This is a genomic window from Pseudomonas sp. 5Vm1k (assembly GCF_056161485.1).
In genome coordinates this window covers 157,491-171,724 of the sequence record NZ_JBSPCZ010000001.1, presented here as the reverse complement: position 1 = coordinate 171,724, position 14,234 = coordinate 157,491, and the positions used below count along the sequence as shown (strand labels likewise).

At 59.8% G+C, this 14,234-nt stretch carries 13 protein-coding genes; 3 read left to right on the top strand and 10 right to left on the bottom strand.

The features are described from left to right. Positions 1–154: 154 nt before the first annotated feature. From choV to ACWIKB_RS00715, 3 genes are all read right to left on the bottom strand, one after another. Complete coding sequence (choV, locus tag ACWIKB_RS00725; RefSeq protein ID WP_054044233.1) at positions 155–1,333, bottom strand: choline ABC transporter ATP-binding protein; 1,179 nt, start codon at positions 1,331–1,333, stop codon at positions 155–157. Beyond that, on the bottom strand, positions 1,330–2,175 hold the full coding sequence (gene choW, locus ACWIKB_RS00720) for a choline ABC transporter permease subunit (RefSeq protein ID WP_475264921.1): 846 nt from the start codon (positions 2,173–2,175) through the stop codon (positions 1,330–1,332). Before choW ends, choV begins: the two co-directional genes overlap by 4 nt. A gap of 66 nt (positions 2,176–2,241) precedes the next feature. Beyond that, the gene (locus tag ACWIKB_RS00715) at positions 2,242–3,189 is read right to left on the bottom strand and encodes a choline ABC transporter substrate-binding protein (protein WP_475264920.1); all 948 of its coding nucleotides are present in this window, start codon (positions 3,187–3,189) and stop codon (positions 2,242–2,244) included. A gap of 435 nt (positions 3,190–3,624) precedes the next feature. Here ACWIKB_RS00715 and ACWIKB_RS00710 point away from each other — a divergent pair, with 435 nt between their 5' ends. Together ACWIKB_RS00710 and gbdR are read left to right on the top strand one after the other, a co-directional pair. Further along, positions 3,625–5,001, top strand: coding sequence for an L-serine ammonia-lyase (locus tag ACWIKB_RS00710; RefSeq protein ID WP_475264919.1), 1,377 nt, complete (start codon positions 3,625–3,627; stop codon positions 4,999–5,001). 518 nt (positions 5,002–5,519) lie between these two features. Next, the gene (gene gbdR, locus ACWIKB_RS00705) at positions 5,520–6,623 is read left to right on the top strand and encodes a choline metabolism transcriptional regulator GbdR (RefSeq protein WP_017341204.1); all 1,104 of its coding nucleotides are present in this window, start codon (positions 5,520–5,522) and stop codon (positions 6,621–6,623) included. A 100-nt stretch (positions 6,624–6,723) separates the two neighbouring features. Here the strand turns inward: gbdR and ACWIKB_RS00700 are convergent, their stop codons facing one another. The 6 genes from ACWIKB_RS00700 to choX all read right to left on the bottom strand — a co-directional run bounded on the left by ACWIKB_RS00700 (position 6,724) and on the right by choX (position 12,349). After that, on the bottom strand, positions 6,724–6,987 hold the full coding sequence (locus ACWIKB_RS00700) for a hypothetical protein (RefSeq protein WP_415771914.1): 264 nt from the start codon (positions 6,985–6,987) through the stop codon (positions 6,724–6,726). 372 nt (positions 6,988–7,359) lie between these two features. Beyond that, entirely contained in the window at positions 7,360–8,523 is a 1,164-nt protein-coding gene (locus tag ACWIKB_RS00695; RefSeq protein WP_475264918.1) for a gamma-butyrobetaine dioxygenase, read from the bottom strand. A 13-nt stretch (positions 8,524–8,536) separates the two neighbouring features. Then, positions 8,537–9,013, bottom strand: a complete 477-nt coding sequence (locus ACWIKB_RS00690) for a thioesterase family protein (protein WP_475264917.1) — start codon at positions 9,011–9,013, stop codon at positions 8,537–8,539. Between the two features lie 235 nt (positions 9,014–9,248). After that, complete coding sequence (locus ACWIKB_RS00685) at positions 9,249–10,214, bottom strand: L-carnitine dehydrogenase (RefSeq protein ID WP_133835668.1); 966 nt, start codon at positions 10,212–10,214, stop codon at positions 9,249–9,251. A 213-nt stretch (positions 10,215–10,427) separates the two neighbouring features. Beyond that, entirely contained in the window at positions 10,428–11,315 is an 888-nt protein-coding gene (cdhC, locus tag ACWIKB_RS00680) for a 3-dehydrocarnitine:acetyl-CoA trimethylamine transferase CdhC (RefSeq protein WP_223485444.1), read from the bottom strand. Between the two features lie 89 nt (positions 11,316–11,404). Continuing rightward, a complete protein-coding gene (choX, locus tag ACWIKB_RS00675; RefSeq protein WP_475264916.1) occupies positions 11,405–12,349 on the bottom strand; it encodes a choline ABC transporter substrate-binding protein in 945 nt (314 codons plus the stop codon). Positions 12,350–12,558: 209 nt separating this feature from the next. Here choX and ACWIKB_RS00670 point away from each other — a divergent pair, with 209 nt between their 5' ends. Next, positions 12,559–13,503, top strand: a complete 945-nt coding sequence (locus ACWIKB_RS00670; protein ID WP_475265380.1) for a GlxA family transcriptional regulator — start codon at positions 12,559–12,561, stop codon at positions 13,501–13,503. A gap of 127 nt (positions 13,504–13,630) precedes the next feature. Here ACWIKB_RS00670 and ACWIKB_RS00665 read toward each other — a convergent pair whose 3' ends face one another. Next, a complete protein-coding gene (locus ACWIKB_RS00665; protein WP_475264915.1) occupies positions 13,631–14,047 on the bottom strand; it encodes a DUF3010 family protein in 417 nt (138 codons plus the stop codon). Between the last annotated feature and the right edge of the window lie 187 nt (positions 14,048–14,234).

Here is a 14,234-nt window from a genome sequence, read left to right as displayed (position 1 = left end):
CTTCGCGAGCAAGCCCGCTCCCACATTGGAATGCATACCCCCTGTGGGAGCGGGCTTGCTCGCGAAGGGGCCATCAGCCACAACACTGAATGACCCGATATCCGCGTAAACAAAAACGCCGCGATCCTCTCGCGGCGTTTTTGTGTCTGTTGCCTTAGCCCAGGTTCTTGCCGAGCAGCGCGTGATACAGCTCACTGTCGCCGAGAATCCCCACCACTTTGTTGTTGTCGTGCAGTACCAGTTTGTTGCCGGTCTGGTAACGAATCTGCAGCGCATCGCGCATGCCGATGTTGGAGTCCACCAGCGTTGGCCGACGACCCAAACCTTCAACTGCTTGCCCAGGCACCCAGTTCTGCAGGTCGAGGGCCGCACCGTTCTGGCGTGCGCCCTTGATGGTGTTGCCTTCGGCCAGGTCCAGCCACGAATCGCCGCCCGGGTCCAGGCACACCGAACCGTTGATGCGTTTGCAGTTGTCCAGTGTGCGCATCAGGCTGCGACCGCACAGCACGTTCAGCGGGTTGGTGTGGGCCACGAAGGTCCGCACGTAATCGTCGGCAGGGTTCAGCACGATTTCTTCCGGCACGCTGTACTGCACGATTCGGCCGTCTTTCATGATCGCGATGCGGCTGCCGAGTTTCAGTGCTTCATCAAGGTCATGGCTCACGAAAACGATGGTCTTGTTGAGCTTGCTTTGCAGTTCCAGCAGTTCGTCTTGCAGGCCTTGGCGGATCAATGGGTCGAGGGCCGAGAACGGTTCATCCATCAGCAGGATGTCGGCGTCCATCGCCAGCGCACGGGCCAGGCCCACACGTTGCTGCATACCGCCGGAGAGTTCATCGGGTTTCTTGTTGCGCCACTGGGTCAGGCCTACCAGCTCAAGCTTGTCGTCCACCAGTTTGCGGCGTTCTTTCTCAGGGCGACCCTGCATTTCCAGACCGAAACTGATGTTCTCGCGCACCGTCAGCCAAGGCATCAGGGCGAACTTCTGGAACACCATCGCGATGCGCTTGGTGCGCATCATTTTCAGTTCTGCCGGGGTACAGGAAGCGATATCGATCTGTTTGCCTTCGTGCTCGACGAACAACTTGCCACGGCTGACGGTGTTGAGGCCGTTGATACAGCGCAGCAGGCTGGACTTGCCGGAGCCGGACAGGCCCATCAGTACGCAGATTTCGCCTTTTTCGATGTCCAGGCTGGCTTTTTCAACACCGACGATCTGCCCGGTTTTTTTCAGGATCTGATCGCGGGTCATGCCCTGGTCGAGGAGTTTGAGCGCCTCACGTGGATCTTTGGAGAAGATCACGTCGACGTCTTCGAAGCGAATAATGCTCATGCGTCACCCCCTACTTTAGCGTCGGGTTGTTTGCAGATACGGTCGAGCATGATCGCCAGCAGTACGATTGCCAACCCGGCTTCGAAGCCCAGGGCGATATCGGCGGTGTTCAGTGCGTTGACCACGGGTTTGCCCAGGCCGTCGGCGCCCACCAGTGCCGCAATCACCACCATCGACAACGACAGCATGATGCACTGGGTGATACCGGCCGCGATGCTTGGCATGGCGTGGGGCAGTTCGATACGCGAGAGCAGCTGACGGCGCGAACAGCCAAAGGCTTTGCCGGCGTCCATCAATTCTGCGGGAACATCACGGATGCCCAGGTAGGTCAGGCGGATCGGCGCGGCAATCGCGAACACCACCGTCGAGATCAGACCCGGGACCACACCCAGCCCGAAGAGGGTCAGGGTAGGAATGAGGTACACGAAGGTCGGCACGGTCTGCATCAGATCGAGCACCGGACGCATCAGTGTGTAGAACATCGGTTTGTGCGCGGCGACGATGCCCAACGGCACGCCGATGATCACGCAGACGAAGGTGGCAAACAGCACCTGGGCCAGGGTTTCCATGGTTTCCTGCCAATACCCCAGATTGAGGATCAGCAGAAAGGAGGCGATGACGAAAACGGTCAGCCCCCACTTTCGTTGAATGAAGTGTGCCAGTAGTGCGATGAGGCCGATCAATGCCAGCGGGTTGAACCAGGTCAGCGCGAACGTCACGCCGTGGATCATCGTTTCCAGTGTCACGGCGATTGCGTCGAAGGTGCTGGCGCCGTGTTGCGTCAACCATTCAACGAAGCCCGCGATGTACTGGCCTAAGGGGATTTTCTGATCAATCAGCATGGTAGTGAACGTCCGCATGCAAGGAAATAAACAGCCCGGACGGCCGAAGCCGTCCGGCGTAAGCGATTACTGCGCGAGCTTGGCTTTCACGGCCTCCAGGCCTGGTTTACCGTCAATGGTGGTCACGCCAGCGAGCCAGGTATCGAGCACCTGTGGATTCTTTTTCAGCCAGGCCTTGGCAGCTGCGTCAGGCTTCATCTTGTCGTCCAGGATGTTGCCCATCAGCGAACTTTCCATGTCTACGGTGAATTCCAGGTTTTTCAGCAGAGTGCCGACGTTGCTGCATTCCTGGGCGTAGCCTTTGCGGGTGTTGGTAGCTACCGTGGCCGCACCGAAGTCCGGGCCAAAGAAGTCATCGCCACCGGTCAGGTATTGAATCTTGAAGCGCTTGTTCATCGGGTGCGGTGCCCAGCCGAGGAAGACCACGGCGGTATCGCGTTTCTGGGCGCGATCGACCTGGGACAGCATCCCCGCTTCGCTGGACTCGACGACTTTGAAGCCGGCGTCTTTGAGGCCGAAGGCGTTCTTGTCGATCATGGTCTGGATCAGACGGTTGCCGTCGTTACCCGGCTCGATGCCGTAGATCTTGCCGTCGAGTTCTTTCTTGAATTTGGCGATGTCGGCGAAGTCATGCAGCCCTTTGTCGTACAGCGCTTGCGGCACGGCGAGGGTGTACTTGGCGCCGGTGAGGTTGGTGCGCACGACATCCACGGTGCCCGCGTCGCGGTAGGCCTTGATGTCGTTTTCCATGGTCGGCATCCAGTTACCGAGGAACACGTCCATGTTCTTGCCGTCGGCCAGGGACTTGTAGGTCACGGGCACGGAAATCATGGTGGTCTTGGTTTTGTAGCCCAGGGCGTCGAGGACAACGCTGGTGGTCGCGGTAGTCGCGGTGATGTCGGTCCAGCCGACATCAGAGAAGTTTACGGTGCTGCACTGAGCGGGTTCTGCGGCTTGAGCCAGTAACGGCAGACTCAGCATGGCGGCCAACAACAACGACGGGGAACCTTTCATGGGTGGACTCCTTGGTGTTTTTTTTGGCAGTGTTCCGACTGGACCACCGCACTTATAGGTTGCGGTTGGATGGCGTTTTGGAGACAGCTCTACCACGGCGCCTTGCAATCGAGTCGATACGATCATGTACCAGTGAAAATCTGACGCCTACAGGGTGCGTCGTAACCAGTACAGGGATGGTCGCATCCAGTGTCGGTGACGTCGTTTACAGATTTTTTCAGCCCCTTTTGCCCCTCTGATCCGCTAAAAAACGGCGAAAACGCAGCGTCAAAGACCCGCGGCGTTGGTGGACATGAGTGCGTCGGTGTGAGACGTCGAACGACACCACAAAAGCCTGATGATGCAGCCAATCTGGCGGATTGCAGCTTGAGCGTAGCAGCTCCGTCACTGGGCGCTTTTGCGTCCGGAGTGGGCACATCCAGGAGTTCGGCAGTAATGGCTATCAGCGTTTTCGACCTGTTCAAAATCGGCATTGGCCCTTCCAGTTCGCACACCGTCGGCCCTATGCGGGCCGCGGCGCTGTTCGTGCAAGGTTTGCGTGAGCAGGGTCTTTTGGAACAAGTAAGGCGGGTCGAAGTTCAGCTTTACGGGTCGTTATCGGCCACCGGCATCGGTCACGGCAGCGATAACGCCGTGATCATGGGGCTGATGGGCGAGTGGCCGGACGCGATTGATCCGTCGCAAATCGGCCTGCATATCGAAACCCTGCGCGAAACCCACACCTTGTTGCTCGACGGTCGTTTGTCGGTGCCGTTCATCTGGGCTCGCGACATGCGCCTGATCGATGAAAACCTGCCTTTTCACCCGAACGCCATGACATTAATTGTAGAAGGCGATCACGGTGAGCTGCACCGCGACACCTACTATTCGATTGGCGGCGGTTTTGTCGTCGATGAGGCGCAAGCGTCCAGCGGCGTGGTGGATCTGGATCGCACCGTTTTGCCATACGACTTCTCCAGTGCGGTGGAACTGCTTGAACTGTGCCAGAAGCACAACCTGCGCGTGGCCGAGTTGATGATGGCCAACGAAAAGGTCTGGCGCAGCGAGGACGACATCCGCGCCGGCCTGATGAAACTCTGGCGCGCCATGCAGGATTGCGTCGATCAGGGCCTCAAACACGAAGGCATCCTGCCCGGCGGCTTGAACGTGCGCCGGCGTGCGGCCAAGTTGCATCGCAGTCTGCAAGAGCTGGGCAAGCCCAACGTGATCGGCTCGACCTTGAGCGCCATGGAATGGGTCAACCTGTTCGCCCTGGCGGTCAACGAAGAGAACGCCGCTGGCGGGCGCATGGTCACGGCACCGACCAACGGCGCGGCGGGGATCATCCCGGCGGTGCTGCATTACTTCATGAAGTTCAGCGAGGCGGTGACGGACGCCAACGTGGTCGACTATTTCCTCAGTGCGGCAGCGGTGGGGATTCTCTGTAAAAAGAACGCTTCGATTTCCGGTGCCGAAGTCGGCTGTCAGGGCGAAGTCGGTTCGGCCTGCGCCATGGCGGCGGCCGGGTTGGCTGAGATTCTCGGCGCCACGCCGGAGCAGCTGTGCAACGCCGCGGAGATTGGCCTGGAACACAACCTGGGCCTGACCTGCGACCCGGTGGGTGGCCTGGTGCAAGTGCCGTGCATCGAGCGCAATGCGATTGCCGCGGTGAAAGCGATCAACGCGGCGCAGATGGCGTTGCGCGGGGATGGCCAGCACTTTATCTCGCTGGATCGGGTGATCCGCACCATGCGTGATACCGGTGCCGATATGCATGACAAATACAAAGAGACATCGCGCGGTGGGTTGGCGGTGAGCGCGGTGGAGTGTTGATTCTGTAAGACCGGGTCGCCCTCATTCGCGGGCACTCCTACAAGGGCCATACAAAACCTGTAGGAGCGAGGCTTGCCCGCGAAGAGGCCAGACCAGTCAAAACTGCGCGCTAAGTGAACACCGTAACAAAAACGCGCCACCTTTTAGCGCGTCGCAATCAGACAAGCGCCTCTCCCATGATCCGGGATCCAGTCTGGCCATTACCGCCTGTCACCTGTGCTTGTGGTGACACTCTTCTCCAGCACCTCGCAGCCCCTGTTCCCACAAGTGCTACCGATTTGCTCACACCCTGCAACACAGAGCATTTGCTCGACTTGATGGCACTTATAACCCCCACTCTGCGCACGGCTCATATAGACACGCCGCGACGTCGTTTTCAGGAGTTATTGAATGACCATTCAACTTTAGGCATGGCAATTGCTCTGTCATTACAAAGCCCGTCTCCCACGCGAGAACGATGGCAATAACAAGAGCCTCCGCCTGAGGCCATCACCCGCTTTGTGTGAGGAGATACTGCGATGACGACGTTCAACTCCGGGGCTCAACCCCAGAACCGTGCGCCTCAATCCATCGGCTTTCTGCTGCTGGACAATTTCACGCTAATTTCTCTGGCTTCCGCAGTAGAACCCCTGCGCATGGCCAACCAATTGTCCGGCCGCGAGCTGTATCGCTGGACCACCCTCACCGTTGACGGTGGCCAGGTCTGGGCCAGTGACGGTCTGCAAATCACCCCCGACGCCTCCATGCACAAAGCGCCGTCCATGGACACCATCATTGTCTGCGGCGGTATCGGCATTCAGCGCACCGTTACCCGTGAGCACGTGTCATGGCTGCAGAGCCAGGCGCGTCAATCCAAGCGTCTGGGCGCGGTCTGCACCGGTAGCTGGGCCCTGGCCTGCGCCGGCCTGCTGGACGGTTTCGATTGCAGCGTGCACTGGGAATGCCTGGCCGCGATGCAGGAAGCGTTTCCGCGCGTGGCCATGAGCACCCGGTTGTTCACCCTCGACCGTAACCGTTTCACCAGCTCCGGCGGCACCGCGCCGCTGGACATGATGCTGCACCTGATCAGCCGCGATCACGGGCGTGAACTGTCGGCTGCGATTTCGGAGATGTTCGTCTACGAGCGTATTCGCAACGAACAGGATCACCAGCGCGTGCCGCTCAAGCACATGCTTGGCACCAACCAGCCGAAGTTGCAGGAAATCGTCGCGCTGATGGAAGCCAACCTGGAAGAGCCGATCGACCTCGACGAACTGGCGGTGTATGTCGCCGTGTCGCGCCGTCAGCTGGAGCGGTTGTTCCAGAAATACCTGCACTGCTCGCCGTCGCGTTATTACCTGAAACTGCGCCTGATCCGCGCACGGCAACTGCTCAAGCAAACGCCGATGTCGATCATCGAAGTGGCGTCCGTGTGTGGCTTCGTGTCCACGCCGCACTTCTCCAAGTGCTACCGCGAATACTTCGGCATTCCGCCGCGTGACGAGCGCGTAGGGTCGAACACTACGCAACAGGTGGCGATGATGCCGTTGCCGCAAGCGTTGGTGCTGTCGCCGTTGTCCGGGCCGTTGTCGGCGTTGAGTCAGGCGCGTAATGAGTCGACTTTCGCCAGCGTAAGGCTCTAAAACCGCAGTGCCTTCATTCGCGAGCAAGCCCGCTCCCACATTGGATTGGTGAACGCCGCAGATCCAGTGTGGGAGCGGGCTTGCTCGCGAAGGCGTCCTCTTAGGCGCTACGACTCTGCTGATACTCCGCCAACGCCGGCAACAATTGCCTATCAATCGCCTGGCGCACGGCTGGCAGGATGGTCGCGCTGCTGGTGTACATCTGCTTGACCATCGTGCGCAGCACTATCGCCCGCTCATCGTTCAAACCCCGTACGGCACACTCGCAAGCCTGCTCGGCGGTGGCGCCGTTCGGCACTTGAAAACCCAACGATTTCAGCTGGCCCAGCAGGTCTTCCTGGTCAATCAAATCGGCGTGCATCATGACGCAATCCTTCTTCAGGGAACGGTGTCGTGGCTCGATTCTGGTAGGGGTACGGGATGGCGGCAAGGACGATTTGTCGCAATGGCCGAGATACCTATGAACAGGTCGTTTTCGGCTAACTTGCGAAGGCGGGGAGTGGGCACACTGGATTCAGCTGGCTACACGACGGTTTGGTCACCCTCGCGCAACGGCTCCTCAACAGTACCTTGTGCCTCGATCCTGTCACGGCTTGATCGGGGCTTTTTTTTGGCCTGTGTACCAAGCGGTTTTGTGTTGATTGATAGACCGCATTCGCGAGCAAGCCCGCTCCCACATGGGCTCACCGTGAACCCTGTGGGAGCGGGCTTGCCCGCGAATGAACGATGACGCGGTTTACCGTTGCAATACCAAAATCCGCGACAACAACTCGTCCCGATCCACATAACACCCCTGGAAATGCCGGGCGCCAGTGGCCGGGTCAAAGGCGTTACGCGCATGCAAGGTGCGGCGGTTATCGAAGCACCACAACTCCCCCGGCTTAAGCCGCGTCATCACCCGGAACCGCGCTTCGCGGGTCATGGCAATAAACCGCCGATACGCCCGATACAGCTTGGGCATGTCATCGATCGAAGCATCAAACGGCCCGCGCAGAAAGTTCGCCATGCGGATCTCCGACACCTGCCCCAGTGCATCCAGGGCGATGATCGGTGCCAGGCAGCGGTAGTCGCTGTGGCGATCCTTATTGCGAAACTCCACGGGGATTTCACACAAGGCCTGGAACGACTCCGGACTTTCCACTCGCAGCGCCTCGGCGATGGCAAAACCGTCGACGAAAATACTTTCGCCACCTTCGGCGTCATTGACCAGGCAATGCAGGAATTGCAGCCCCGGTTGCAACTCTCGGGTCGGCAAATCGCTGTGCAGTGGCAGGTTGAATGCGGTGTAGGCGTTGCTGTCGGCGTCGGCCTTGGATTGCACGTTGAACAGCACGCCGAAATTGCTCTCGCGGATGAAGGATATCCGCTGGGCGATCAGCTTCAACGAGCCGGGTTCGGTGGGCACGCCGCGAACCTGGGTCAGGCCGATATCCCGTACCGCCAACAGCCATTGCAGCAAGGCGTGGTTGTCGTTCATCAGGGCCTGATAGTCGAACACCGGAAACTGCAAATCGCTGTTCCACAGTTTGGATTTGGGTTTGCCAGCACGCCGTTCGGCGCGGGATTCGTCGTCGTAGGCATGGGCTCGTAACCAACCTGGATCGAAGCGGCTGAGATGACCGTCCTGCCAGTCAATGTGCAGACAGCCGTCGGCTTCGACATGTGTGGCGCCGGGTGTCAGGTCTTCAGGGGCATCGACGATTTCCAGCACTTGTTCGCGGGTCACGGTGTAGACACACAACGGGCACGGGCAGTTGTCCCGCAGCCATTGGTGATGAAAGGGGCTGACGCGACCATCGGCCCACGTCACTTGAACTTGATCCGCCAAGGTTTGCACGGCGGTTAACGCGCTGATCAACGGGTAGGTGCGGAAGTCGGCAAAAGCGGCGGCGGTGTTCATGGCGATCTCCTGGTTATTTTTTTGGGGGTAGTGCGATCACTCGGCCAACGTAGTCGGGAGTAGGCAGGTCGGTTTGTTCGGCGACGATGGCTTGCAGCTTGCCCAAGGTGTCTTCGCTGAACGGCGCGGAGCGCGGCCCGGCCAGGTCAACGTGCAGCAGCATTTGTTCGTTGCCAGCCAGCTCTTTGTCACCGCCCACCAGGTGCAGGCTGTGGTAGAGGTGCAGGCGTTTGCTGTCGTGGGCGATGATTTGGGTGTGCACTTCGACATCGGCGTCGAGCTTCACTTCGTGCAGGTAGTTGAGGTGCAGTTCGAGGGTGAACAGCGAGTTGCCGCTGGCTTCGCGGTTGTTGCTGTCCATCCCCAGGCGATCCATCAAGGCGTCGGTGGCGTAGCTGAAAATCAGCAGGTAGAAGGCATCGCGCAGGTGGCCGTTGTAGTCGACCCAGTCGGGGATGATTTTGGTTTGATAGGTGGTTAGAGCGGGCATGATTTTGGTTCCGGGCTTGGGAAATTGTTTGTGTTCAAGATCCACCCCTCACCCCAGCCCTCTCGAAACGTCGGACCGCCCCAAAGGGGAGAGGGGGGAAGGGGGCCGATCTCCATGCTTTTCAAAGCTTGAGTTCGACTCGATGTCTCAGGTCGATGTAGCTCCAAGAACACCTCGGTCAGTCCCCTCTCCCCCTTGGGGAGAGGGTGAGGGGTGGATCTCAAGCCGATCACTATCAGTCGGCAAACGCCATCCCATGCTTCTCTTTGGTGGTTTTCACCGCCTCCAGCACCGCCAGCAGGCAGTCATCACGATAGCGTTCCAGCGCTGAAATGCTGTGCGTCCCCAACTGATCGCTGGTGCCGTCCACCACATCATCAATCAACTTGTCAGTCAGCTCCGGCGCTGGCAGATAAGTCCAAGGCAACTGCAACGCCGGGCCGAATTGCGCCATGAAGTGCCGCATGCCCGCATCGCCACCCGCCAGGGTGTAGGTCAGGAACGTCCCCATGAACGACCAGCGCAACCCCGCGCCAAAGCGAATCGCATCGTCGATTTCGCCGGTAGTCGCCACGCCATCGTTGACCAGGTGCAGCGCTTCACGCCACAGCGCTTCGAGCAGACGGTCGGCGATAAAGCCTGGCACTTCCTTGCGCACGTGCAGCGGACGCATGCCCAAGGATTCGTAAACTTTGATCGCCGCTTGAATGGCTTCCGGCGCGGTGTTCTTGCCGCCGACCACTTCCACCAATGGCAGCAAGTAAACCGGGTTGAACGGGTGCCCGACCACGCAGCGTTCCGGGTGGGTCGAACCCTCGTAGAACTCGCTCGGCAACAGCCCCGAGGTGCTGGAGCCGATCAAGGCATTGGGCTTGGCCGCTGCGCTGATTTTGCCGTGCAGTTCCAGTTTCAGTTCCAGGCGTTCCGGGGCGCTTTCCTGGATGAAATCCGCATCGCGTACGCATTCTTCAATGGTCGCGACAAAGCGCAGGCGATCTTGCGAAGCGCCGGGCGCCAGGCCTTGTTTCTCCAGCGCGCCCCAGGCATTGGCGACCCGCTTGCGCAGCGCCGCTTCGGCACCGGGCGCCGGGTCCCAGGCCACCACGTCGAGGCCATGGGCGAGGGCGCGGGAGACCCAACCGCTGCCGATGACACCGCTGCCCAGCGCGGCGAAGGTTTTGATTTCGGTGATAAAGCTCATGGCGACTTCCTGAATGAATTCGGTGAACCCATGTGGGCCGAACCTTTGTGGCGAGGGGGCTTGCCCCCGTTGGGTCGAGTAGCGGCCCCAAATCCTGCAATCTCGGTGTGCCTGGCACACCGCATGCGATGATTTACGACTGCTTCGCAGCCGAACGGGGGCAAGCCCCCTCGCCACACAAGCCTCGCTCCTACAGGGGGTTATGTGTGTGGTTTAACCGCGCTTGGTCAGGCCCATTTTTGCCCGGCCTTCCGCCGGCGTCAGGACGCGTGCGCCGAGGCGGCTGAGGATTTCGCTGGCGCGCTCGACCAGTTGGCCGTTGGTTGCCAGTACGCCTTTGTCCAGCCACAGGTTGTCTTCCAGCCCGACCCGCACGTTGCCGCCCAGCAGCACCGCTTGTGCAGCCATCGGCATTTGCATACGGCCGATGCCGAATCCGGCCCAGACCGCGTCGGCCGGCAGGTTATCGACCATGGCTTTCATGGTGGTGGTGTCAGCCGGTGCGCCCCACGGGATGCCCAGGCACAGCTGGAACAGTGGGTTGTCGAGCAAGCCTTCCTTGATCATCTGCTTGGCGAACCACAGGTGACCGGTATCGAAAATTTCCAGCTCAGGCTTAACGCCCAGCTCTTGAATGCGTTTGGCGCCAGCACGCAGCTGCGCCGGAGTGGACACGTAAATCGTGTCGCCATCGCCGAAGTTCAGGGTGCCGCAATCCAGAGTGCAGATTTCCGGGAGCAATTCTTCAACGTGGGCCAGACGGGTCAGCGGACCGACCAGATCAGTGTTCGGGCCAAACTCCATCGGGTTCTCGCCGGCGCCGATTTCCAGGTCGCCGCCCATGCCGGCGGTGAGGTTGACGATGATGTCCACGTCCGCCTCGCGGATACGCTCCATCACTTCGCGGTACAGCGCGACGTCACGGCTGAACTTGCCGGTTTCGGGATCGCGAACGTGGCAGTGGACCACGGTGGCGCCAGCCTTGGCGGCTTCCACGGCGGCCGCAGCGATTTGTTTCGGGGTGACCGGCACGTGTGGGCTTCTGGCGGTCGTGTCGCCAGCACCGGTGAGTGCGCAGGTGATGATGACGTCGTGGTTCATTAGGCGGTTCCTGTTCTTTATGGGTATGGCAGGCGTGATTTAGCCGTCCGCAGCCCATACAGGGCTGCGAATCGGTGGTTCAATCGGGTTTATTTACTGGTCAATTGCAGGTTTTCAGCCGCTGGTTTGCCATCGAACGTGGTCACACCTTCGAGCCAGCGTTGCTTGTCTTGCGGGTGATCTTTCAGCCATTGCTTGGCCGACTCGAAGGCGTCCTTGTGATCCAGCAGCGGCTGCATCATCCGGCTCTCGTCTTCGGCGGTGTAGGTCAGGTTGCTCAGCAAGCGGCTGACGTTCGGACATTGCTGCGAATAGTTCGGCGCGGTAACGGTCCAGACCGTAGCCATGCCTTCGTTCGGGCCCAGGGCATCTTCGCTGCCGGTGAGGTAGGTCATCTTCACGTTGACGTTCATCGGGTGCGGCGCCCAGCCGAAGAACACGATCGCTTCGTTGCGCTTGGTGGCGCGAGTCACCGCCGAAAGCATCCCGGCTTCACTGGACTCGACCAACTGGAACTTGCCGAGGCCAAACTGGTTCTTGGCGATCATTTCCTTGATTTGGGTGTTGGCGCCCGAGCCAGGCTCGATGCCGTAGATCTTGCCGCCCAGTTCTTTTTCGAACTTGGCGATGTCGGCGAAGGTTTTCAGGCCCTTGTCGGCGAGGTAAGTCGGAACGGCGAGGGTGGCGCGGGCGTCTTTCAGGCTTGGCGATTCAAGCACTTTGAGCTGCTTGCCATCGACGAACGGGGTGATGGTCTGGGTCATCAGCGGGTTCCAGTAGCCCAGGAACATATCCAGGCGCTGGTCGCGGATCCCGGCGAAGATGATTTGCTGGGACGCGCTGGTTTGTTTGGTGTTGTAGCCGAGGCCATCGAGCAATACCTGAGTCATGGCGCTGGTGGCGATCACATCGGTCCAGTTCACTACACCCATGCGCACGTTCTGGCACGCGGCGGGGTCGGCGGCCATGACACTGGCGCTCAAGAAAGCGGTACCGCTGAGTGCAAGAACACAGCTGCTGATCAGTCGTTTCATGGTGGGTTCCTCGGCAGGTCGTTATTGTGGGTCCCGACATCTTCGTGCGCCGGTGATGCCAAGTTACGCAGCTATGCCCCCGTTAAAGCGCACTGCGGCGACCAGCTCTTGCACTGCAGCGACCTGCCCCCTTGAATGCCATCGACAAGTGGCGTATCAACGTCCACACGCTACCCGCCCTCACGTTACCCGCCAGTCGAGTGCGCTCCATGTCCCAGGATTTCTACTTCATGTTGATGCCGGGTTTCTCGGCCATCGGATTTATCTCGGCCATCGAGCCGCTGCGGGTCGCCAATCGCTTTCGCGGCGAGCTGTATCGCTGGCATGTATTGAGTGCTGATGGCGGTGCGGTATTGGCCAGCAACGGCATGTCGGTCAACGCCGATGCGGCGCTGGAACCGCTGAAGAAAGGTGCGACGCTGTTGGTGGTCGCCGGCTTCGAACCGCTGAAATTCGCCACCCCCGCGCTGGAGCACTGGCTGCGCCGACTGGACAACGAAGGCGTGACCCTTGGTGCCATCGACACCGGCAGCTTCATCCTCGCTGAAGCCGGCCTGCTGGACGGCCATCGCCTGACCCTGCACTGGGAAGCTATCGACGCGTTCAAGGAGTCTTATCCACAGCTCAGCGTCACTCAGGAACTGTTCGAAATCGACCGTCGCCGCATCACCTCGGCTGGCGGCACCGCCTCCATCGACCTGATGCTCGACCTGATCGGCCAGGCTCACGGACCGGAACTGGCGATTCAGGTCAGCGAACAATTCGTACTCGGGCGCATCCGCCCGCGCAAAGACCACCAACGCATGGAAGTCGCCACGCGCTATGGCATCAGCAACAAGAAGCTGGTGCATGTGATTGGCGAGATGGAACAGCACAGCGAACCGCCGCTGAGTACGCTGGAATTGGCGGAGTCGATCAAGGTGACACGGCGGCAGTTGGAGCGGCTGTTTCGGTTGCACCTGAACGACACACCGAGCAATTTCTACCTGCGATTACGCCTGGAAAAGGCGCGGCAGTTGTTGCGCCAGACCGATATGAGCGTGCTGGAAGTGAGCATTGCGTGCGGGTTTGAATCGCCGTCGTATTTCACCCGCAGTTATCGGGCGCGGTTTGAGCGGTGTCCGCGGGAAGATCGACGTACCGCAAAGGTCTGAGCCACACAAAAACCAATGTGGGAGCGGGCTTGCTCGCGAAAGCGGTGTGTCAGTCGAGATTTGAAGTGACTGACCCTCCGCCTTCGCGAGCAAGCCCGCTCCCACAGGGGGAAATTTGCTTGCGCTGTTACTTCTTCACCAACGCCGAACACGCCGCTTTATAAGCCTCATGCTGATACTTGTTCAGCGTCCCCGGCAGTTCAAAGTTGTGCTTTTTGGCCTGGGCATTGATCGTCTGCGGCGACAACAGCGTCACCTCGCAATTCTCCAGCAACTGAAAAATCCCTTCGATCTTGAACGTAGTCGGCCCGCCAGCGAACTCACCCTTCTTGCTGCGCTTCTTGATCGCAATCCGGTCAATGGAATTCTCACGCACAAACGACGCCACCTGCGCGGCGAAGACCTTGACATTGGCGGCCTCGTCGTCATCGTCCAGGGCGATTTTCTTGGTGGCCAGGGCGACGTGGCTAAGCGCCTGATCGTCGAGAGAGGCCACGGCGATGATCGCTTCGCTGCCTTTGATTTCGATGCCGCAGATGTTCATGGTCTGGCCTTGGAATTCGTTTGATTGGTGGCGATGGTCGCGCACCTTGGCTAAAGGGTCAAAGCCGATTGCCGGCTGCTGAGGACGGGGCGAAAAGATCGCAGCCTTCGGCAGCTCCTACAGGGAAATGCATGCAACGTAGGAGCTGCCGAAGGCTGCGATCTTGGCGACCTGAAGATCGGCGGAA

Coding starts and splice junctions, on each gene's coding strand:
- choV (WP_054044233.1), bottom strand. CDS start 1,333: ATGAGCATTATTCGCTTCGAAGACGTCGACGTGATCTTCTCCAAAGAT.
- choW (WP_475264921.1), bottom strand. CDS start 2,175: ATGCTGATTGATCAGAAAATCCCCTTAGGCCAGTACATCGCGGGCTTC.
- ACWIKB_RS00715 (WP_475264920.1), bottom strand. CDS start 3,189: ATGAAAGGTTCCCCGTCGTTGTTGTTGGCCGCCATGCTGAGTCTGCCG.
- ACWIKB_RS00710 (WP_475264919.1), top strand. CDS start 3,625: ATGGCTATCAGCGTTTTCGACCTGTTCAAAATCGGCATTGGCCCTTCC.
- gbdR (WP_017341204.1), top strand. CDS start 5,520: ATGACGACGTTCAACTCCGGGGCTCAACCCCAGAACCGTGCGCCTCAA.
- ACWIKB_RS00700 (WP_415771914.1), bottom strand. CDS start 6,987: ATGATGCACGCCGATTTGATTGACCAGGAAGACCTGCTGGGCCAGCTG.
- ACWIKB_RS00695 (WP_475264918.1), bottom strand. CDS start 8,523: ATGAACACCGCCGCCGCTTTTGCCGACTTCCGCACCTACCCGTTGATC.
- ACWIKB_RS00690 (WP_475264917.1), bottom strand. CDS start 9,013: ATGCCCGCTCTAACCACCTATCAAACCAAAATCATCCCCGACTGGGTC.
- ACWIKB_RS00685 (WP_133835668.1), bottom strand. CDS start 10,214: ATGAGCTTTATCACCGAAATCAAAACCTTCGCCGCGCTGGGCAGCGGT.
- cdhC (WP_223485444.1), bottom strand. CDS start 11,315: ATGAACCACGACGTCATCATCACCTGCGCACTCACCGGTGCTGGCGAC.
- choX (WP_475264916.1), bottom strand. CDS start 12,349: ATGAAACGACTGATCAGCAGCTGTGTTCTTGCACTCAGCGGTACCGCT.
- ACWIKB_RS00670 (WP_475265380.1), top strand. CDS start 12,559: ATGTCCCAGGATTTCTACTTCATGTTGATGCCGGGTTTCTCGGCCATC.
- ACWIKB_RS00665 (WP_475264915.1), bottom strand. CDS start 14,047: ATGAACATCTGCGGCATCGAAATCAAAGGCAGCGAAGCGATCATCGCC.